This is a genomic window from Agromyces sp. MMS24-K17 (assembly GCF_043950245.1).
Classification (GTDB): domain Bacteria; phylum Actinomycetota; class Actinomycetes; order Actinomycetales; family Microbacteriaceae; genus Agromyces.
Genome location: NZ_CP171640.1, coordinates 3,545,053 through 3,562,546 on the forward strand (window position 1 = coordinate 3,545,053; position 17,494 = coordinate 3,562,546).

Here is a 17,494-nt window from a genome sequence, read left to right on the forward strand (position 1 = left end):
TCCGGGCCGCTCGTAGCGTGGCACCACCGCGGCTCGCCGCCCCGCTTCCTGAAGGAGACCACCCCATGAGCCAGAACCCCGCCGACTGGCGCTTCGAGACCAAGCAGGTCCATTCGGGCGCTGCCCCGGACCCGGTGACGAACGCCCGGGCCACCCCGATCTACCAGACGACCTCCTACGTCTTCAACAACGCCGACCACGCCCAGAACCTGTTCGCGCTGGCCGAGTTCGGCAACATCTACACCCGCATCCAGAACCCGACGCAGGCGGTCGTCGAGGAGCGCCTCGCCGCGCTCGAGGGAGGCACCGGCGCCCTCCTCGTCGCCTCGGGCCAGGCCGCCGAGGCGTTCGCCGTGCTGAACATCGCGCAGGTCGGCGACCACATCGTGTCGTCGTCGTCGATCTACGGCGGCACCTACAACCTCTTCAAGTACACGCTCGCGAAGCTCGGCATCGAGACCACGTTCGTCGAGAACCAGGACGACGCCGAGGAGTGGCGCCGCGCCGTCCGCCCCAACACGAAGCTCTTCTTCGCCGAGACGATCGGCAACCCGAAGATCAACGTGCTCGACATCCGCAAGGTCGCCGACGTCGCGCACGAGGCGGGCATCCCGCTGATCGTCGACAACACGATCGCGACGCCGTACCTCATCCGCCCGTTCGAGCACGGCGCCGACATCGTGGTGCACTCGGCGACCAAGTTCCTCGGCGGCCACGGCACCGTCATCGGCGGCGTCATCGTCGACGGCGGCACGTTCGAGTGGTCGAAGCACGTCGACCGGTTCCCCGGCCTCACCGAGCCCGACCCCTCGTACCACGGCGCGAGCTACACGGCCGCGGTCGGCGACGGCCTGGCCTACATCATCAAGGCCCGCGTGCAGCTGCTGCGCGACCTCGGCGCGGCCATCTCGCCGCAGAGCGCGTGGCTGCTCATCCAGGGCATCGAGACCCTGTCGCTGCGCATCGAGCGCCACGTGCAGAACGCGCAGGAGATCGCCGAGTGGCTCGACTCGCACCCCGACGTGGCGAGCGTGAACTACTCGGGCCTGCCCTCGAGCCCGTGGTACGCGGCCGCGAACACCTACGCCCCGAAGGGCGTCGGCGCAGTGCTGTCGTTCGAGCTGAAGGGCGGCGTCGGCGCCGGCCGCGCGCTCGTCGACAACCTGCAGCTGTTCAGCCACCTGGCGAACATCGGCGACGTCCGCTCGCTCGTGATCCACCCTGCGTCGACGACCCACTCCCAGCTCACGCCCGAGCAGCAGCTCACCACCGGCGTGACCCCGGGCCTCGTGCGCCTGTCGGTCGGCATCGAGAACATCGACGACCTGAAGGCCGACCTCGAGGCGGGCCTCGCGGCCGCGCGCGCCTCGGTCGAGGCGTCGCGCGTCGCCTGACGCACGCCACGCAGCGCGTCGGATGCCCCGGACCGGTCGGTCCGGGGCATCCGTCGTCTGGAGCCGCCGTCGTCGGGCATCCGTCGTCGCGGGGCTCGTAACAATCGCACGCGGCCGCCCGAGGTTCGGGAGAATCGAGGGATGGACTGGCAGACGACGGCGGATGCGTCGCCGGCTCGCGCCGTGCCCGAGCAGGGCTCGCCCGGTCGGGCTCCCGCGACCGGCGCGTGGCGGGAGGGCGACCCCTTCGGCGATCGCCGGTTCGTGCAGGTCGGCGACCTCGCGCTGGAGTCCGGTGCCGTGCTGCCCGACGTCCGCATCGCCTACGAGCAGTGGGGCGAGCGCTCGCCCGCGGGCGACAACGTCATCCTCGTGCTCCACGCCCTGACGGGCGACAGCCACGTGCGCGGTCCCGCCGGGCCTGGGCATCCGACGGCCGGGTGGTGGGAGGGCATCGTGGGCCCGGGGCTCGCGATCGACACAGACCGGTGGTTCGTCGTCGCCCCGAACGTGCTCGGCGGGTGCCAGGGCTCGACCGGCCCGTCGTCGGTCGCGCCCGACGGCGTGGAGTGGGGCGCCCGGTTCCCGTTCGTCACGATCCGCGACCAGGTCGCCGCGCAGGCGGCGTTCGCCAGCGCGCTCGGCATCGACCGGTTCGCCGCGGTGGTCGGCGGATCGATGGGGGCGATGCACGTGCTCGAATGGGCGGTCGGCGCGCCCGACCGGGTCGACCGCATCGCGGTGCTCGCGGGCCCTCCGGCCGCGACGGCCGACCAGATCGCGCTGAACTCGGTGCAGATCGAGGCGATCCGCTCCGACCCGTCGTTCCACGGCGGCGCCTACTACGAGGCATCCGACGGCGTCGGCCCCACCCGGGGCCTGGCGCTCGCCCGGCGCATGGCGATGCTGAACTACCGCACGGCGACCGAGCTCAACGAGCGATTCGCCCGCACCTGGCAGTCCGGGCTCGACCCCCTCGGCGGCGGCGGCCGGTTCGCGGTCGAGTCGTACCTCGACTTCCACGGCAACAAGTTCACGCGCCGCTTCGACGCGAACAGCTACATCGTGCTGACCGAGGCGATGAACTCCCACGACCTCGGGCGCGGGCGCGGCGGCGTCGACGCCGCGCTGGCGCGGATCGAGGCCCGGAGCCTCGTGCTCGGCATCGACAGCGACCGCTACTTCGCCCTCGACGGGCAGCGCCGGATCGCGGCCGGACTCCGGCACTCGGTGCACGGTCCGGAGCCCGTGGTGCTGCGCAGCGACTACGGCCACGACGCCTTCCTGATCGAGGACGCGGCGGTCGGCGCGGCACTGGTCCGGCTGCTCGCCGGATAGGCCGGACGAGCATCTCCGGTTGGGCGCCGCAGACGCGATATCCTGCCCATGAGAGGCCCGCGACGCACGCCGCGGGGTACCGGAGCAGCATGAAGCGCATCCTCAAGGAACGCGACCGCCTCCTGCGGCGGGTCGCACGGGTCGCGGGCGTCGTCGGCGCCGCCTGCGCCTTCCTCGCGCTGGCCGTGCCCGACACGGTGCCGCCCCCGGCGCAGGCGTTCGGACTCCTCCTGATCCTCGGCCTCGGGGTGCTCACGGTGCTCGCCACCCGCACCGCCTCGCCGTGGCTGTGCGCGGCGATCGTCGCCGTCGCCATGGGCGTCGTGCTGCTCGTGACCCCGATGGGCCCGCCCGACCCGATCTCCACCTCGGTCGTGTCGCTGGCCGCCGGCGTCGCCGCGGGCGCCACCGCGACGATGCTCGTCGTGCGCCGCCACGGCGGATGGCTCGTCGCCGCCGCGGCCGCGCTGCTCGTCGTCGAGCTCCTCGGGCTCTCGGCCCTCGGTCGCCACAGCGGCGCCGCGGTGATCTCGGTCGTATCGGCGTGGCTCGCGTTCGCCGCGATGGGTCGCTGGCTCGACCGGGCCATCGAGCGCACGAGCGAGCGCATCGACGAGGTCGGCCGGGCGCACCGCGCCGAGCGGATGGCGAGCGAGTCGGAGTCGCAGCAGCGGCAGGACGCACGCGTGCTGCACGACACCGTGCTCGCCACGCTGAGCCTGCTCGCGCACTCGGGCATCGGCGTCGGTGCCCGGGCGCTCCGGCAGCAGGCCGGCGACGACGCCAGGCTGCTGCGCCTGCTGCGCCTCGGTGCGACCCTCGACAGCGGCACCGGCGCGGTGTTCTCCCCCGAGTCCGACGTCGACAGCCTCAGCGCGACCTTCGAGAGCGTGCGCCAGCGGTTCTCGCGCATGGGCCTCGACGTGAACTGGCACGGCAACGGGCACCTCGCCCTCCCCCGGGAGTCGCTCGACGCGCTCATCGGGGCCCTCGGCGAGTGCCTCGAGAACGTCCGCCGGCATGCCGGCGTCGGCGAGGCCGACGTGACGGTCACCGACGACGACCGCACGGTGCGGGCCATGGTCACCGACTCGGGCGCCGGCTTCGAGACGGACTCGGTCGACCCGGCGCGGCTGGGATTCGCCGAATCGGTGGTGGGGCGGTTGCACGCCGTCGGCGGTCGGGCGAGGGTCTTCTCCTCGCCCGGCGCCGGCACGACGGTGATGCTGGAGGTGCCCAAGCCATGAGCATCCCGTTCGAGGAGACCGCGACCCGGGGCCGGGAGCGCGGCTTCCGCCGCCCGGTCCGCTCGGCGCGCGCCGCCGGCGACGTGCACGCCGGCCACGGCGGTCGCCGCCTGGCGCTCGGCATCGCGGTGGCGACCGGCGTCATCGTGGCGACGCACCTCGCGCACGCGGTGGCCCTGATCGAGATCTATCCCCCGGGTCCCGGCCCGTGGCCCGCGTGGGTGGCGCTGGCGGCCGTGGTCGCCGGCTCGTGGGCGGCGACGGCGGCCCTCGGCTACCGCGTGCCCGACTGGCTGCTCGCCTGCGTGCTCGCCGGCGTCGCCACGGTGGTCGTGCTCGAGCTCCTCGAGATCGAGGGCTTGCTCGGCATCGGGATCACCCCGACCGCCGCCGCGGCAGCGAGCGCGCTCCTCATGCCGGTGGCCGCGCTCCGCGCGACGCGCGCGCCGCTGATCGCGTCGTTCGTCGTCGGCGCGGTGCTCGCGGCCGACGCGCTGCTGCAGGCGGCGACGGCCGGCCGCTGGGTGGTGCCGGGGCTCGTCGTCGCCGGCAGCGCGGTGCTCCCGGTCGTGCTCACCGTCATCGGCGTCGACGGGTTCCGGCGCCTGGTGCGCCGCGAGGTCGACCTGAGCCTCGTGCAGAGCACCGTCGCGACGCCGCGGTCGGCGGTCGGCATGCGCGCCTCCGAGGAGCTCGCGCAGCTCGACTTCGATGCGGAGTCGCTCCTCGAGGACGTGGGCTCCGGCCGCATCCCGATCCCGCTGCCGCCCGACATCGCGGAACTGGCCGGCGAGCTCGCCGCACGGCTCCGGGTGCGCCTCATCGAGGGGCGCACCGACACCTGGCTGCGCCACGCCGTCACCGAGTCGGCCTACCTGAGCGGTCGCGTCCGCGTCGACGACCCGCTCGGCTACGCGGCGCGACTCTCTCCGGCGCAGCGCGAGGGACTGCTGCTCGCCCTGTGGCACATCGTGGGCGACAACCCGCGACGCACGACCGCGAGCGCCGTGGTGCGGCTCGACCTCTCCGACGACTTCGACGACGACCGCGACGTCGACCTCGGCATCGTGATCGACGCCTCCGGCATCTCTTCCCGGCATGTGGACCACGCCATGTGGGAAGCGGTGGGTACGGTGGGTTCGAACACGACGACGAACCGGCGCGGTGGGTTCCGCATCGACATCGACTGCCAGACGGATACGACCTCCTGGTCAACCGCGGCGCCCGGCCCCGGCGTCAGAACACGAGGTACCTGAATGCCCGATCCCGCATCCCAGATCCGCATCGCGATCGTCGACGACCACCGGATGCTGCTCGACGCGCTCACCGACTGGATCCGCAACGCCGCGGACGACGTCGACCTGGTCGCTGCCGTGCCGTCGTGGTCCGAGCTCGTCGCCCATCCCGATTTCCCGGTCGACGTCGTCCTGCTCGACCTCGACCTGAAGGACAACATCCCGATCGCGCTCAAGCTGTCGATGCTGAAGTCGGCCGGCGTGAGCACGACGCTGATCAGTACCTACTCCGAGCCGGTCGTGGTCCGCGAGGCGCTGAACGCCGGCGCCCTCGGCTACGTGCCGAAGTCGGAGCCGGTCGAGACGATCATCGAGGCGATCCGCGCGGCGCGCGACGGCCAGGTGTTCATCACCCCGGAGCTCGCCGAGACGCTTCGCCAGACCGGCGACGCGCCGAAGCTCTCCGCGCAGGAGCGTCGTGTGATGGCGCTCTACGGCGCCGGGCAGCCGGTGAAGGCGGTGGCGTTCCAGCTCGGCATCTCCGAGGAGACGGCGAAGAGCTACCTCAAGCGCATCCGCGAGAAGTACCGGCTGGCGGGCTTCGACGTCGGCACCAAGGTCGCGCTGCGGAAGCGCGCGATCGCCGACGGCATCCTGCTGCAGTCCGACTGACGCCGCACCGCCGCCGGTGACGGGCGAGGGCGAGGCGGGCGCCGTCGCGCCCGCGCGAGGTCGCCCGCCCGGCCTCAGCCCTCGATCGCGGCGACCGCGCCCGTGGCGTACGGCACGTCGACGCCGCGGCGCGCGCGGGCCCGGTCGAGCGCGAAGCTCCACAGCGCCAGCACGATGCCGGCGCCGGTGAGTGCGAGGCCGATCCAGACGGGGGCGACGTAGCCGTAGCCGGCGGCGATCGCGAGGCCGCCCAGGAACGCCCCCGTCGCATTGCCGATGTTCAGCGCCGAGTGGTTGAGCGCCGCGGCGATGGACTGGCTGTCGCGGGCGACGTCCATGAGCCGGGCCTGGATCGTCGGCGACAGCGCGGCCGAGGCGCCGCCGACGACGAACACGCCCACGCAGAGGCCGACGAGGGTCGATGCGGTGAACCCGAGCAGCACCAGCGCCGCCGCGAGGACGGCGAAGAAGAGGTACATCGACCGGCGCACGCTCCAGTCGGCGAGCCGGCCGCCGACGAGGTTGCCGGCGGTCATGCCGAGCCCGATGACGATGAGCACGATCGGCACGGCAGAGGGGTCGAGGCCCGTGACCTCGGTCGCGAGCGGGGCCACGTAGGTGTAGACGGCGAAGAGGCCGCCGAACCCGATGGCGCCGATCGCGAGGGCGAACCACACCTGCGCGCGCGTGAACGCCTTGAGCTCCCGCGCCATGGTCGCCTTGGGGTCGCCGGGCTGCCACGGCACCGCGATCGCGACGGCGAGGAAGGTGGCGGCGAAGATCGCGGCGACGGCGAGGTAGGCGATCCGCCACCCGGCGACCTGGCCCAGCCAGGTGATGGCGGGCACGCCGATGACGTTCGCGATGGTGAGGCCCGAGAGCACGAGGGCGACGCCGCGGGCGCGCTTGCCCGGCCCCATGAGGCTGGCGGCGACGAGCGAGGCGATGCCGAAGTAGGCGCCGTGCGGGAGCGCCGAGACGAAGCGGGCGACGAGCACGAGCCCGAAGGTGGGCAGGAGCGCCGAGGCGATCGTGCCGAGCGTGAACGCGGCGAGCAGGGTGAGCAGCAGCTTCTTGCGCGGCCACCGGGCCGCGGCCGCCGCGATCGTCGGCGCACCGACGACGACGCCGAGCGCGTAGGCGGAGATGACCCAGCCGGCCTGCGCGTTCGCGTCGTCGGGCGACACCGCGTGCACGCCGGGCAGCAGGTCGGCGGCGATCTGGGGCAGCAGCCCCATGGCCACGAACTCGGTCGAGCCGATGCCGAAGCCGCCGAGCGAGAGCGCCAGGAGGGCGAAACGGATGCGGGCCGGCGACCACGTCGTCGGCCCGTTGGGAAGCTGGGTCACCCGTCGATTGTCGCACGGCTCGAATCGATTCGACAATGCGGAGTCGCGAGCGCCACGGCGGAGCCGCGAGCTCCGCGGCGGAGCCGCCCCGCTCAGCCCTCGCCGTCGATCGCGGCCTCGAGCCGCTCGACCTTCGCGTCGAGCTCCCCCGAGTACCCCGGCCGGATGTCGGCCTTGAGCACGAGCGAGACCCGCGACCCGAACGGCAGCACCGCCTCGGTCGCCCGCTTCACCACGTCGAAGACCTCGTCCCACTCGCCCTCGATCTCGGTGAACATCGAGGTCGTACGGTTCGGGAGCCCGGACTCGCGCACCACGGTCACGGCCGCGGCGACGGCGTCGTGCACCGAGGCATCCGCTCGTCCCGACCCGCTCGGCGCCACCGAGAATGCGACCAGCATCGTGCCTCCTCCGCGGGCGGCTCAGGCCGCGGCGACCGCCGCGGTCGCCCGCACCGCCCCAGCCTGCCACACCCGGTGCAGCGCCCAGGCGAGCAGGCCGGCGAGCAGGACCACCTTGAGCGTCAGCACTCCGACGAACGCGGGGTCGGCGGCGAGGAGCCATCCGTACCAGTAGGGGTAGATGACCTGCGTCGTCGCGGCGACCCCGAGCGCGAGCAGCGCGGGCACCAGGGCGCGTCGCCGGTCGAGCACGATGGCGAGCACGACGGGCGCCGCGAGCCAGGTCGCGAACTGCGGCGAGCCGACCTTGTTGCCGAGGATCAGCACCACCACGAGCGCGGTCGACAGCGCCGGCAGGAGCGCCACCGCCGTCGCGCCGCGGCGGGCCGCGCGGATGCCGGGCGCGAGCACGACCAGCACGCCCGCGGCCATCACCCACGTCGTGAGGGCGCTCGCGACGTCGGTACCGGGTCCCGCGATCTGGTACGTCAGGATCTCCCGGTCGTAGTACACCTGCACGGCGTCGTCGCCCGCGGCGATCCGCCACAGCCACGGCACGCCGATCGGGGCCTCGACCTGGAGCCCGCGCCCTGCCTGCTCGGCGACGAAGCCGAAGACGTTGAGGCCCGACCCGGCGAGCATCGACACGAGCACGATGCCGCCGCTCAGCGCGAGCGCGATCGCGCCGACCTCGGCGCGCCGGCGCAGCGCCACGACGCAGGCGACCACCAGCGCGGCGGGCCACACCTTGATCCACGCGGCGATGGTGAGCAGCACGGCGGCCACCCGCGGCCGGCCCACGGCGAACAGCAGCCCGGTGAGGGCGAACGGCACGGTGATCGCGTCGATCCGGCCGAGCGCGATGGGGCCGAGCAGCACCAGGAACGCGAGCCACCACCACGCCGCCGCGCGGCGCGACCGCGACAGGCGGCCGCGGCCGAGCAGCACCGACAGGGCGAGCCCGTCGAGGAGCGTCACGATGCCGAGCCAGGTCTCGGGGTACAGCGCCGGGCCGAGCGCGAGCGCCGCGGCCATCGGCGCGAACGCGAGGATCGGGTACACCCACGGCGCGTCGATGCCCATGCGCAGGATGCCCCGGTCGGCGTTCTGCGCCCACGCGAGGTACACCGCCTCCACGTCGCCGAGGGGCCAGCCCTGGCCGTAGAGGTTCAGCAGCACGAGCGCGACGTGCACGACGCCGAAGGCGATCCAGACCGCGGCGCGGCCGCCGATCGCCCGGGCGAACCGGCTCCTCGACCCGGACGCGGGCGTGGCCGTCGCGCCGGGTGCCGTCATGGCGTCGAGCCTAGCCGAGCGTCACATTCCGCCTCCGCACGGGCGGCACGGCCGCGAACGCGAGACGATTGGGGTGCACCCGGCATCCGCCGACCCGTCACGCATCCCCACGTTCCGCATCGTTCCGAACCCCGGAGGTCGCCATGTCCCGTCGTCCCATCCTCGCCGTCGCCCTCGCGGCCGTCGCCGCGCTGTCGCTGGCCGCCTGCTCGTCGGGCGACTCGGGCTCCGGTGGATCGAACGGTTCGGGCGGCGACTTCGTCACGGAGGGCAAGCTCACGATCGGCACCGGCGAGCCGGCGTACTACCCCTGGGTGATCGACGACGCCCCCGAGTCGGGCGAGGGCTTCGAGGCGGCCGTCGCGTACGCCGTCGCCGAGGAGCTCGGCTTCGCGAAGGACGACGTGGTCTGGGTGCGCACCACCTTCGACCAGGCGATCGCCCCGGGCCCGAAGGACTTCGACTTCAACCTGCAGCAGTTCTCGATCACGCCCGAGCGCGCCGAGGCCGTCGACTTCTCCTCGCCCTACTACGAGACCACCCAGGTCGTCATCACGGTCGAGGGCTCCCCCGCCGCCGGCGCCTCGTCGATCGCCGACCTGAAGCCCTTCCTCATCGGCGCGCAGACCGGCACGACCAGCCTCGACGCGGTCGAGGAGGTCATCGCCCCCGACCAGGGCGCCCAGGTCTTCAACACGAACGACGACGCGAAGCTGGCGCTCCAGTCGGGCACCGTCGACGCGATCGTCGTCGACCTGCCGACCGCGTTCTACCTCACCGGGGCCGAGCTCGATGGCGGCCTCATCATCGGCCAGCTCCCGGCGACGTCGGGCGAGGGCGACCAGCTCGGCCTCGTGCTCGCGAAGGACTCCCCGCTCACCGAGCGCGTGACCGCCGCGGTCGACGCCCTCCGCGAGGCCGGCACGCTCGACGCGCTCGCGGCCGAGTGGCTCGGCGGCGACGACACCGCGCCGGTCCTCAAGTGACCCCGGGTCGCGGCCGGGCGGCGATCGCCCGCTCGGTCGCGCCCGCCCGGCCGGCGACGCACCCGCGGGCGACCCCGGTCGCGGATGCCCCGCCCCGCCCCTGCGCTAGCGTGGGCGGGTGACCGGCACCCCCTGGCAACCGAGCGAGCTCGAGCTCGGTCGCCGCGCGTACCGTCGGAGCCGGACGAATCGGTCGGTGCTGCTGAGCGCGCTGAGCACCCTCGTGTTCGCGGCGCTGCTCGTGGTCGGCATCGGCTCGACGCCCGGCTGGGCGAAGGTGCAGCAGAGCTTCTTCGACCTCGACGTGGCGATCGCGTCCTTCCCCCGCATCCTCGAGGGCCTGTGGCTGAACCTGCAGGTGCTCGTGGTCGCCGCGGTCGGCGTCGCCCTCTTCGGCCTGCTGCTCGCGACGCTCCGCACGTTGCGCGGCCCGGCGTTCTTCCCGCTCCGGGCGCTCGCCGCCGGGTACACCGACCTGTTCCGCGGCGTGCCGCTCATCATCGTGCTCTACCTCGTCGGCTTCGGCGTGCCCGGGCTCGACTTCTTCCCCGGGTGCCCGTGGCGGTCTGGGGCACGGTGGCGATCATCCTCGTCTACTCGGCCTACGTGTCCGAGGTGTTCCGTGCCGGCATCGAGGCGGTGCATCCGTCTCAGCGGCTCGCCGCCCGCGCGCTCGGCCTCAGCCACGCGCAGACGATGCGGCGCGTGGTCGTGCCGCAGGCCTTCCGCAAGGTGACGCCCGCGCTCATGAACGACTTCGTCGCGATGCAGAAGGACGTCGGCCTCATCTCGGTGCTCGGCGCCGTCGACGCGGTGCGCGCGGCCCAGATCGAGACGGCGCACTGGTTCAACTTCACGCCGTACGTCGTCGCCGGGCTGCTGTTCGTGCTGCTCGCCTGGCCGACGATCCGGCTGACGGACTGGCTCACGGCGCGCACCCGCGCCCGCGAGCAGGTGGGGAGCATCGTATGACCGGCATCGCCACCGGCGGTCCGGCGTCGGGCCGCCCGGCGCCCGGCGTCGAGCCCGTGCTGAGCCTGCGCGGCATCCGTCGCTCCTTCGGCGACCGGCGGGTGCTGCGCGGCATCGACCTCGACGTGTCCGCCCACGAGGTCGTGGCGCTGATCGGCGCCTCGGGATCGGGCAAGTCGACGCTGCTGCGGACCGTGAACCTCCTCGAGCACATCGACGACGGCGAGATCCGCCTCGCCGGCGAGGACATCAGCGACCCGCGCGTCGACGCCGACCGCGTGCGCGCCCGGATCGGAGCGGTGTTCCAGCACTACAACCTGTTCCCGCACCTGTCGGTGCTCGACAACGTGACCCTCGCGTCGCGGCTCGTGCACCGGATGCCCCGGGCCGAGGCCGAGCGTCGGGGCCGCGACCTGCTCGAGCGCATCGGGCTCGCCGACCACGCAGGCGCCTTCCCCGACCGGCTGTCGGGCGGGCAGCAGCAGCGCGTCGCGATCGTCCGCGCGATCGCGACCGACCCGCAGCTGCTCCTCCTCGACGAGGTCACGAGCGCCCTCGACCCCGAGCTCGTCGGCGAGGTGCTCGCGCTGGTGCGCTCCCTCGCTGAGGGCGGCACGACCATCCTGATGGCGACGCACGAGATGTCGTTCGCGCGCGACGTCGCCGACCGCGTGGTGTTCCTCGACGGCGGGCTCATCGCCGAGGAGGGGCCGGCGCGCGAGTTCTTCTCCGCCCCGCGCGAGCCCCGGACGCGCGAGTTCCTCGCGCGGGTGCTGCCGGAGTCGACCGAGGACTGAGGCGCGAGCGGGGCATCCGCCGTGCCGGCCGCGGCGGCAGCGCCGGTCGTACCGCGACCGCAGCACCAGCCGCAGCGCCACCCGGCCGCCGGGACGCGGCCGCCGGGACGCGGCCGTCAGCCGGCGAGCGAGCCGATGACCGCCGGCACCTGCGCCGCGACGTCGAGCGCGGTGATCGGCCCGCCGCCGGCGGCGTCGACCGCCCGCAGGCCCGCCGCCCCGTGCACGAACGCGGCGGTGGCGGCGATCTGGGTGAGCGCACCCGCCTCGTCGTCGAGGCGTCGGTGGGCGAGCGCGGCGAGCCCGCCGAGGATGCCGCCGAGCACGTCGCCGGAGCCGGCGGTCGCGAGCCGGTGCGTCGGCGCGGTGACGGTGAAGCGGCGCCCCTCCGGGTCGACGACGTGGGTGACCGCACCCTTCAGCAGCACGGCGACGCCGAGCTCGTGCGCGGCCCGTTCGGCCCACGCCGCCGGGTCGGCGCGCACCTCGTCGACTCCGACGCGCACCTCGCGCGCGGTGAGGAGCCGCGCGAGCTCCCCGGCGTGCGGGGTGACGACCGTCGGCCCGATGTGCGTGCCGGCCAGGTCGAGGCCGCCCGCGTCGAGCACGACGGGCAGGCCCGACGTGAGCGCGGTGAGCAGTTCGCCCGAGAGCACGAGCGGGCGGCGGCCGGCGTCCATGCCGCTGCCGATGAGCCACGCCTGGACCCGCCCCGGCATCGTGACGACCTCCGGGCGCCGCGCGAGCACCGCCTGCCGGAGCGACCGGGTGCCGATGTAGCGCACCATGCCGACGCCGGTGCGCGCCGCGGCCTCCACGCCCAGCACGGCCGCGCCCGGATAGTCGGCGGAGCCGGTGACGACGCCGAGCACGCCGCGCGAGTACTTGTCGTCGTCGGCGCCGGGCGCCTCGATCCACGGCGCGGCATCGGCCGCCGTCCACTCCCGCCAGGCCGTCGGCTGCATGCCTCCACGATAGGTTGGACGGCATGCCTCCGACAGTCCCCTCCCCCATCGCGCTCGGAACCCGGGTCGTCGTGTTCGACTATGGCGAGGTGATCTCCCACTCGCCGAGCGAGGCCGATCGGGCGGCCCTGCTCGCCCGCGCCGGCGTCGCCGACGAGGCGTTCTGGCCGGCGTACTGGGCGCACCGCGAGGGCCTCGACCAGGGCACCGTCTCGATCGCCGACTACTGGGCGGCGGTCGGCCGCGACGTCGGCGCGACGTGGTCGCCGATCGACGTGCACGAGCTGTGGGCGATCGACCACCGCTCGTGGCTGAGCATCGATCCGGGCACGCTCGCGGTGCTGCACGCCCTCGCGGCGGGCGGCACGCGCCTCGCGCTGCTGTCGAACGCGGGCGCCGACTTCTCGGGCTGGCTCCGGTCGGGCTCGTTCGGGCCGCTGTTCGAGCGCGTGTTCGTGAGCGGCGAGCTCGGGCTCGTGAAGCCGCACGCGCCGATCTACGAGCACGTCCTGGCCGAGCTCGGCATCGACGCGGCCGACTTCCTGTTCGTCGACAACAAGTCCGAGAACGTCGAGGGGGCGCGCGCCGTCGGCGGCGACGGGCACGTCTTCACGGGCGCCGAGGGCCTCGAGGCGTGGCTGCGGGAGGTGGCGGCATGACCGACACGACCGCGCAGGCCGCCGTGCCGCACCTGTTCCGCCCGATCACGATCCGCGGCCTCGAGATCCGCAACCGCATCTGGGTGCCGCCGCTGTGCCAGTACTCCGTGACGGCGCTCGACGGCGTGCCGACCGACTGGCACCTCGTGCACCTCGGCTCGATGGCCGCCGGCGGCGCCGGGCTCGTCATCGCCGAGGCGACCGCGATCAGCCCCGAGGGCCGCATCTCCGACCACGACACGGGCCTCTGGAACGACGAGCAGGCCGAGGCGTGGGGCCGCGTGGTCCGCTTCATCCGGTCGCAGGGGGCCGCGGCGGGCATCCAGCTCGCCCACGCGGGCCGCAAGGCCTCGACGTGGTCGGAGCTGCTGCGCCGCCCGGGTTCCCAGCCGATCGAGGCGGGCGGCTGGCAGACGGTGTCGGCGTCCGCGGTCGCGTTCGAGGGGCTCGCCGAGCCGGTCGCGCTCGACGAGGCGGGGATCGCCACCGTGATCGAGGACTTCCGGCGCGCGGCGGCGCGCGCGGTCGCTGCGGGCTTCGACGTCGTCGAGGTGCACGCCGCGCACGGCTACCTGCTGCACCAGTTCCTGTCGCCGCGTTCCAACGTGCGCGAGGACGCGTGGGGCGGCGACCTCGCCGGCCGGGCGCGCCTGCTGCTCGAGGTGGTGCGGACGGTGCGCGCCGAGATCGGCGAGCGGATGCCCCTCTTCGTGCGGTTCTCCGCGACCGACTGGGTTGACGGCGGCTGGGACGAGGCGCAGACCGCGACGGTCGCGCGCTGGGCCGAGGAGGCCGGTGCCGACTTCTTCGACATCTCGACGGGCGGCCTCGTCGCGGACGCGCGGATCGCGGTGCACCCGGGCTACCAGGTGCCGCACGCCGAGTTCGTGGGCACGCACGGCGGGGTGGCGGTGTCGGCCGTCGGCCGGATCACCGACGCCCTCGTCGCCGACGCCCTGATCGGCGAGGGCCGGGTCGACGCGGTGATGTTCGGCAAGGCGATGATGCGCGACCCGCACTTCGCCCTCCGGGCCGCGCACGAACTCGGCGCGGACCGGTCGCTCTGGCCGCCGCAGTACCGGCGCGCCCGGCCCGACCTCAACGACGGGGAGTGGTGACCTCCGGCCTCACCCCATCCCTGCCGCGGCGGAGCGCATCTTCATCGCCATCTCCATCATCTGCGGGGAGACCTGGCCGATGGCGAAGATGTTGCCCTCGCTGTCGCTGAACCACGCGCTGCGCTCGTCGCCGATCTCGGCCACGCCGTGGTCGGTCTTGAGGCCGGGCAGGTCGTAGTCGTGGAACACGACCCCGTGGGTGCGCAGGGCGGTCATGTCGCGGTCGAGGTCGTCGGTCATGAGGTTGAGCACGGTGTTCTTCGCCGTGCCGGCGTAGTCGCTCCGGTACACCATGATGCCGGTGCCGCCGATGTCGTAGAAGAGGGCCTCGCCCTCGGTGTCCTCGTAGACCGGGTCCTTGCCGAGCACGTCGTGCCACCAGGTCTTCGCACGGGAGATGTCGGATGCGGCGAGCACGGCCGTGCACATCATCTTCTCGAACATGATGTTTCCTCGGTTCCTCGGGTCGGCGTCAGTTTACGCCGACCCCGGCGGAGCCGCGCCTCCCGGTTCCGGGCGACGCGGCCTCGTCGTCAGCCCCGCCTGGTGGCGTCCTCGACCTCGCCGACGAGCTCCTCGATGATGTCCTCGAGGAAGACGACGCCGGCCGTCGAGCCGTCCTCGTCGAACGCCCGGGCCACGTGCGTGCCGAGGCGGCGCAGGGTCGCCAGCGCGTCCTCGAGCTCGGTGTCGGCGAAGATCGACACGAGCCGGCGCACCCGCTTCGCTGGGATCGGGTCGTCGAACTCGTCGTCGTCGAGGTCGATCACGTCCTTCAGGTGCACGTACCCGGCGGGTTCGCCGTCCTCGCCGAGCAGCACGTAGCGGGAGAAGCCGTGGCGGGCCACCGCCCGCTCCACGTCGCCCGGGGTCGCGTGCGGCGGAAGGCTCACCAGCCCGTCCGCCGGCACCGCGACGTCGCGCACCCGCTTGGTCGTGAACTCGAACGCCGCGGTCAGCGTGCCGCTCGCGTCCTCGAGCACGCCCTCGCGACGCGACTGGTCGACGATGGTCTGCACCTCCTCGAGCGTGAACGTCGAGTTGGCCTCGTCCTTGGGCTCGACGCGGAACAGGCGCAGCACACCGTTCGCCGTCGCGTTGAGCGCGACGATCACCGGACGGAAGATCCGGGCGATGAACACGAGCGGCGGGGCGAGCATGAGCACCGCCCGCTCGGGCACCGAGAAGGAGAGGTTCTTCGGCACCATCTCGCCGAACACCACGTGCAGGTACGAGACGAGCACGAGCGTCACGATGAACGCGATCGTGCCGATGACCTCCTCCGACCAGCCCGTCAGGTGCAGCGGCACCTCGAGCAGGTGGTGGATCGCCGGCTCCGACACGTTCAGGATCAGCAGGGAGCAGATCGTGATGCCGAGCTGGCACATCGCCAGCATGAGCGTCACGTGCTCCATGGCCCACAGCGCGGTCTTCGCGCTGCGGCGGCCCTGCTCGGCGAGCGGCTCGATCTGCGAGCGCCGCGCCGAGATCACGGCGAACTCGGCACCGACGAAGAAGGCGTTCGCCGCGAGCAGCACGAACAGCCAGGCGAGTCCGGCCCAGTCGCTCATCGTGCGCCCTCCTCGTCATCGTCGCCGTCGAGCCGGTCGGGCTCGGGCGGCGGGTGCGGCTCGAAGCGGATGCGGTCGATGCGGCGGCCGTCGAGGCGCTGCACCCGCAGGGTGCCCGACTCGATCCCGACCTCGTCGCCGACGACGGGCAGGCGCCCGAGCTCGGCCATCACGAACCCGGCCACCGTCTCGTAGTCGCCGTTCTCGGGCACCGCGATGGCGGTGCGCTCGAGCAGCTCGTCGGGGCGGAGGATGCCGGGGAAGCTCACGGTGTCGCCGCGGCGCACGATGCCGGCGCGCGTGCGGTCGTGCTCGTCGGCGACCTCGCCCACGAGTTCCTCCACGAGGTCCTCGAGGGTCGCGACGCCGGCGGTGCCGCCGTACTCGTCGACCACGACCGCCATCTGGAAGCCGCGACCGCGGAGCTCGCCGAGCAGCGTGTCGAGCTTCATGGTCTCGGGCACGCGCAGGGCCTCGGACTGCAGCGCCGACGCGGGCACCTCGGCCCGGCGCTCGCGCGGCACGGCGACGGCCTGCTTCACGTGCACGATGCCCACGACGTCGTCGAGGTTCTCGTCGTACACGGGGAACCGGGAGTACCCGGTGCGGCGCGCCAACTCGAGCACGGCCTCGGCCGGCTCCGTCCGTTGCAGGGCGGCGAGCCGGGGCCGCGGCGTCATCACGTCGGAGGCGTCGTGCTCGCTGAACCGCAGCGTGCGCCCCAGCAGGGTCGCGGTGTCCGCCTCGAGCAGTCCGGCGCTCGCCGACCGGCGCACGAGCGAGGAGAGCTCCTCCGCGCTCCGTGCGCCCGACAGCTCCTCCTTCGGCTCGATGCCGATGGCCCGGAGGATGCCGTTCGCGCTGCCGTTCAGCACGACGATCGCCGGGCGGAACACCCAGGTGAACGCGGTCTGGAACGGGATCACGACCTTCGCGGTCGCCAGCGGCAGCGCCAGCGCGAAGTTCTTCGGCACGAGCTCGCCGATGACCATCGAGAGCAGCGTCGCGATCACGATCGCGGTGATCGCGCCCACGGGGCGCACGAGCGCCTCGGGCACGCCGACGGCCGCGAGCGGACCGGCGAGCAGCGACGAGATCGCCGGCTCCATCGTGTAGCCGGTGAGCAGCGTCGTCAGCGTGATGCCGAGCTGCGCACTCGAGAGGTGCGTCGAGGTGATCTTCAGCGCGGCGATCGTCATCGAGAGACGGGATTCACCGCGTTCGCGTCGCGCCTCGAGATCCGCGCGGTCGAGGTTGACCAGCGCGAACTCGCTCGCGACGAAGAAGCCCGTGCCGATCGTGAGCAGGAGGCCGATGGCGAGCAGGATCCACTCAGACATCCGCACCTCCCCGATCGATCACGGGCGAGGGTCTATGGTCGGTCGGATTCGCAGAAGGGGGATCGTCCATGGTCGGGTCAGTATACCGGCGGGGCATCCGTGCCGACCGAGAGTTCACGCGGGCGTAACGGCGGCTGCGGCACGCGCATCCGCC

16 protein-coding genes and 1 pseudogene are annotated in these 17,494 nt (G+C 73.4%); 10 read left to right on the plus strand and 7 right to left on the minus strand.

Annotated elements, in window-relative coordinates:
* The first annotated feature begins 65 nt into the window (after positions 1-65).
* From ACGGZK_RS16315 to ACGGZK_RS16335, 5 genes are all read left to right on the plus strand, one after another.
* On the plus strand, positions 66-1,394 hold the full coding sequence (locus tag ACGGZK_RS16315) for a bifunctional o-acetylhomoserine/o-acetylserine sulfhydrylase (protein ID WP_395243672.1): 1,329 nt from the start codon (positions 66-68) through the stop codon (positions 1,392-1,394).
* Positions 1,395-1,535: 141 nt separating this feature from the next.
* The gene (locus ACGGZK_RS16320) at positions 1,536-2,732 is read left to right on the plus strand and encodes a homoserine O-acetyltransferase (protein ID WP_395243673.1); all 1,197 of its coding nucleotides are present in this window, start codon (positions 1,536-1,538) and stop codon (positions 2,730-2,732) included.
* 89 nt (positions 2,733-2,821) lie between these two features.
* Positions 2,822-3,979, plus strand: a complete 1,158-nt coding sequence (locus ACGGZK_RS16325; protein ID WP_395243674.1) for a sensor histidine kinase — start codon at positions 2,822-2,824, stop codon at positions 3,977-3,979.
* Positions 3,976-5,235, plus strand: a complete 1,260-nt coding sequence (locus tag ACGGZK_RS16330; protein WP_395243675.1) for a hypothetical protein — start codon at positions 3,976-3,978, stop codon at positions 5,233-5,235. Before ACGGZK_RS16325 ends, ACGGZK_RS16330 begins: the two co-directional genes overlap by 4 nt.
* Complete coding sequence (locus tag ACGGZK_RS16335; protein ID WP_395243676.1) at positions 5,236-5,886, plus strand: response regulator; 651 nt, start codon at positions 5,236-5,238, stop codon at positions 5,884-5,886. It begins immediately after the preceding gene.
* Positions 5,887-5,960: 74 nt separating this feature from the next.
* Here ACGGZK_RS16335 and ACGGZK_RS16340 read toward each other — a convergent pair whose 3' ends face one another.
* The 3 genes from ACGGZK_RS16340 to ACGGZK_RS16350 all read right to left on the minus strand — a co-directional run bounded on the left by ACGGZK_RS16340 (position 5,961) and on the right by ACGGZK_RS16350 (position 8,932).
* Positions 5,961-7,235: an MFS transporter gene (locus ACGGZK_RS16340; RefSeq protein WP_395243677.1), complete on the minus strand. Its 1,275-nt coding sequence runs from the start codon at positions 7,233-7,235 to the stop codon at positions 5,961-5,963.
* Between the two features lie 92 nt (positions 7,236-7,327).
* Complete coding sequence (locus ACGGZK_RS16345) at positions 7,328-7,636, minus strand: MTH1187 family thiamine-binding protein (RefSeq protein ID WP_395243678.1); 309 nt, start codon at positions 7,634-7,636, stop codon at positions 7,328-7,330.
* 21 nt (positions 7,637-7,657) lie between these two features.
* Entirely contained in the window at positions 7,658-8,932 is a 1,275-nt protein-coding gene (locus ACGGZK_RS16350; protein WP_395243679.1) for a hypothetical protein, read from the minus strand.
* Between the two features lie 143 nt (positions 8,933-9,075).
* Here ACGGZK_RS16350 and ACGGZK_RS16355 point away from each other — a divergent pair, with 143 nt between their 5' ends.
* The 3 genes and pseudogenes from ACGGZK_RS16355 to ACGGZK_RS16365 all read left to right on the plus strand — a co-directional run bounded on the left by ACGGZK_RS16355 (position 9,076) and on the right by ACGGZK_RS16365 (position 11,687).
* Positions 9,076-9,918, plus strand: a complete 843-nt coding sequence (locus ACGGZK_RS16355) for an ABC transporter substrate-binding protein (RefSeq protein WP_395243680.1) — start codon at positions 9,076-9,078, stop codon at positions 9,916-9,918.
* A gap of 118 nt (positions 9,919-10,036) precedes the next feature.
* Positions 10,037-10,890, plus strand: a pseudogene (locus ACGGZK_RS16360) (amino acid ABC transporter permease).
* Complete coding sequence (locus ACGGZK_RS16365) at positions 10,887-11,687, plus strand: amino acid ABC transporter ATP-binding protein (RefSeq protein WP_395243681.1); 801 nt, start codon at positions 10,887-10,889, stop codon at positions 11,685-11,687. Before ACGGZK_RS16360 ends, ACGGZK_RS16365 begins: the two are co-directional and overlap by 4 nt.
* A gap of 116 nt (positions 11,688-11,803) precedes the next feature.
* Here ACGGZK_RS16365 and ACGGZK_RS16370 read toward each other — a convergent pair whose 3' ends face one another.
* Positions 11,804-12,652: an NAD(P)H-hydrate dehydratase gene (locus ACGGZK_RS16370; protein WP_395243682.1), complete on the minus strand. Its 849-nt coding sequence runs from the start codon at positions 12,650-12,652 to the stop codon at positions 11,804-11,806.
* A gap of 23 nt (positions 12,653-12,675) precedes the next feature.
* On the opposite strand from ACGGZK_RS16370, the gene ACGGZK_RS16375 reads away from it, so the two are divergent.
* Both ACGGZK_RS16375 and ACGGZK_RS16380 read left to right on the plus strand, forming a co-directional pair.
* Positions 12,676-13,311 (plus strand): HAD family hydrolase, encoded by a 636-nt coding sequence (locus ACGGZK_RS16375; protein ID WP_395243683.1) that lies wholly within the window; start codon positions 12,676-12,678, stop codon positions 13,309-13,311.
* Positions 13,308-14,429 carry an NADH:flavin oxidoreductase/NADH oxidase gene (locus ACGGZK_RS16380; RefSeq protein ID WP_395243684.1) on the plus strand — a complete coding sequence of 374 codons (1,122 nt, stop codon included), beginning with the start codon at positions 13,308-13,310 and terminating at the stop codon, positions 14,427-14,429. Before ACGGZK_RS16375 ends, ACGGZK_RS16380 begins: the two co-directional genes overlap by 4 nt.
* Before the next feature lie 9 nt (positions 14,430-14,438).
* Here the strand turns inward: ACGGZK_RS16380 and ACGGZK_RS16385 are convergent, their stop codons facing one another.
* The 3 genes from ACGGZK_RS16385 to ACGGZK_RS16395 all read right to left on the minus strand — a co-directional run bounded on the left by ACGGZK_RS16385 (position 14,439) and on the right by ACGGZK_RS16395 (position 17,340).
* Complete coding sequence (locus ACGGZK_RS16385) at positions 14,439-14,873, minus strand: VOC family protein (protein WP_395243685.1); 435 nt, start codon at positions 14,871-14,873, stop codon at positions 14,439-14,441.
* Positions 14,874-14,962: 89 nt separating this feature from the next.
* The gene (locus ACGGZK_RS16390) at positions 14,963-16,000 is read right to left on the minus strand and encodes a hemolysin family protein (protein WP_395243686.1); all 1,038 of its coding nucleotides are present in this window, start codon (positions 15,998-16,000) and stop codon (positions 14,963-14,965) included.
* The gene (locus ACGGZK_RS16395) at positions 15,997-17,340 is read right to left on the minus strand and encodes a hemolysin family protein (RefSeq protein ID WP_395243687.1); all 1,344 of its coding nucleotides are present in this window, start codon (positions 17,338-17,340) and stop codon (positions 15,997-15,999) included. The genes ACGGZK_RS16390 and ACGGZK_RS16395 overlap by 4 nt, the downstream gene beginning before the upstream one ends.
* Positions 17,341-17,494: the final 154 nt, after the last annotated feature.

Bases quoted from the DNA above. Each gene is read 5' to 3' on its own strand.
- ACGGZK_RS16375 (WP_395243683.1), top strand. From the start codon at position 12,676: ATGCCTCCGACAGTCCCCTCCCCCATCGCGCTCGGAACCCGGGTCGTC.
- ACGGZK_RS16335 (WP_395243676.1), top strand. From the start codon at position 5,236: ATGCCCGATCCCGCATCCCAGATCCGCATCGCGATCGTCGACGACCAC.
- ACGGZK_RS16365 (WP_395243681.1), top strand. From the start codon at position 10,887: ATGACCGGCATCGCCACCGGCGGTCCGGCGTCGGGCCGCCCGGCGCCC.
- ACGGZK_RS16385 (WP_395243685.1), bottom strand. From the start codon at position 14,873: ATGTTCGAGAAGATGATGTGCACGGCCGTGCTCGCCGCATCCGACATC.
- ACGGZK_RS16390 (WP_395243686.1), bottom strand. From the start codon at position 16,000: ATGAGCGACTGGGCCGGACTCGCCTGGCTGTTCGTGCTGCTCGCGGCG.
- ACGGZK_RS16380 (WP_395243684.1), top strand. From the start codon at position 13,308: ATGACCGACACGACCGCGCAGGCCGCCGTGCCGCACCTGTTCCGCCCG.
- ACGGZK_RS16330 (WP_395243675.1), top strand. From the start codon at position 3,976: ATGAGCATCCCGTTCGAGGAGACCGCGACCCGGGGCCGGGAGCGCGGC.
- ACGGZK_RS16320 (WP_395243673.1), top strand. From the start codon at position 1,536: ATGGACTGGCAGACGACGGCGGATGCGTCGCCGGCTCGCGCCGTGCCC.
- ACGGZK_RS16325 (WP_395243674.1), top strand. From the start codon at position 2,822: ATGAAGCGCATCCTCAAGGAACGCGACCGCCTCCTGCGGCGGGTCGCA.
- ACGGZK_RS16355 (WP_395243680.1), top strand. From the start codon at position 9,076: ATGTCCCGTCGTCCCATCCTCGCCGTCGCCCTCGCGGCCGTCGCCGCG.
- ACGGZK_RS16345 (WP_395243678.1), bottom strand. From the start codon at position 7,636: ATGCTGGTCGCATTCTCGGTGGCGCCGAGCGGGTCGGGACGAGCGGAT.
- ACGGZK_RS16395 (WP_395243687.1), bottom strand. From the start codon at position 17,340: ATGTCTGAGTGGATCCTGCTCGCCATCGGCCTCCTGCTCACGATCGGC.
- ACGGZK_RS16350 (WP_395243679.1), bottom strand. From the start codon at position 8,932: ATGACGGCACCCGGCGCGACGGCCACGCCCGCGTCCGGGTCGAGGAGC.
- ACGGZK_RS16315 (WP_395243672.1), top strand. From the start codon at position 66: ATGAGCCAGAACCCCGCCGACTGGCGCTTCGAGACCAAGCAGGTCCAT.
- ACGGZK_RS16370 (WP_395243682.1), bottom strand. From the start codon at position 12,652: ATGCAGCCGACGGCCTGGCGGGAGTGGACGGCGGCCGATGCCGCGCCG.